The organism is Prevotella amnii CRIS 21A-A (genome assembly GCF_000177355.1).
GTDB classification, from domain to species: Bacteria; Bacteroidota; Bacteroidia; order Bacteroidales; family Bacteroidaceae; genus Prevotella; species Prevotella amnii.
Window position 1 is genome coordinate 1 of record NZ_ADFQ01000099.1, and the last position, 1,477, is coordinate 1,477.

A 1,477-nucleotide genomic window follows, 5' to 3' on the forward strand; every position below is an offset into this window, starting at 1 on the left:
AAGAAATGGTGAAGGCACTTTTGATCAGATTATCCACAATATAGACATTGCTGTAGAATATATGCCAAATTGTACTATTGGTGTTCGAACCAATATCGGTATACACAATAAAGATGAATATTCAAAAATCTATAAGATTCTTTCAGAGAGATGGAAAAACAAGAATGTTAATGTGTATTACGCCTTTATTCTTAATAATTCCATAAAAGAGAAGATAGACAACTCTTCTGTTGAACTATCAACAAGGGAAAAATGTGATTTTTTACTTTCGCTAGCAAAAGAAGGAGCAATTTCGTCTTCAAACCTCTTTCCAAAAGTGGATTGTAATTCTTGCACATGCACAGATATGGCTGCATACGTTATTGACCCTAATGGATATATTTATAAATGCTGGGCTGATGTAGGTATAAAAGGACGAGCGATAGGAAATTTAGATGAAGGATTGAAAAATTTCGACATCATCTCAGAGTTTGTTTTAGGCAGTGATAAATTCTCAGACCCTAAGTGTAGTAACTGTAAGTATATACCTATTTGCGACGGAGGCTGTAACTTATATAGGATTAAATCAAAGAAAACTGACAGTCCTTATGAAGTATGCCAATACGATGATCAAGGTATGCAAGCTTTTTTAGAAGAATTTACATTAAACAATATTAAGCTATGAATAGAATTATCACACTCTTAGTACTATGCTTCTCAGTGTTTCAACTTTGTGCTCAAAACATCAAGGGACAAGTTGTGGATGAGTTGCAACAACCATTGCCTTGTGCTAATGTGTTATTACTTAACCAGAAAGATTCTGCCTTGATAAAAGGAACAGTTACTAACGCTCAAGGGTGTTTTGACTTATCAGCTCCCGAGGTATCCTATATGATAAAAATATCTTTTATTGGTTACGAACCTTGCTATCTAAATAATGTACAAGGAAATATAGGAATGGTACAGTTGAAGCCTAACTCTACTGACCTTGCTGGGATAGTAGTAAAAGGAAAGCGCCCAACCGTAAAAGTGGAACTGAACAAAATTGAGGTAAATGTTTCTAATTCCTATTTGAAATATATGGGAAAGGCTACTACCATTCTTGGGAAGATACCTGGGTTAACAAAAGATTTGCAATTACTTGAAGGCGGAACTCCTACATTTGTCCTTAATGGTAAGCCTGTTGGTGTCAAAGAACTCTCAACAATACCATCGTCTGAAATAAAAAAGATTGTGGTCGATTCGAATCCTAACGCAGAATATAGTGCCTCGTGTAAGGGTGTGGTGTATATCACAACCACCAACGCATTAGAAAATACGCTGTCTACAGAAATCTCTAATGCTTCACTATTTGCACGAAACTATATGAATATTGCTGATTTCACGCTCAATGAAAAATATAAGCGTCTTAGCAATTTACTTTCTGTCGGTTTCTCATATCTGCACACCACTCAGATAGATAATACTACAGAGAGCGTGTTTTTACCCACAAATAATA

General features: G+C 35.3%; 2 protein-coding genes. Both read left to right on the forward strand.

Annotated elements, in window-relative coordinates:
* On the forward strand, positions 1 to 664 hold a 664-nt coding region (locus HMPREF9018_RS09240), incomplete at its 5' end, for an SPASM domain-containing protein (protein ID WP_008450870.1).
* A partial coding sequence (locus HMPREF9018_RS09245) for a carboxypeptidase-like regulatory domain-containing protein (protein ID WP_008450872.1) occupies positions 661 to 1,477 on the forward strand: 817 nt, incomplete at its 3' end. The genes HMPREF9018_RS09240 and HMPREF9018_RS09245, both read left to right, overlap by 4 nt.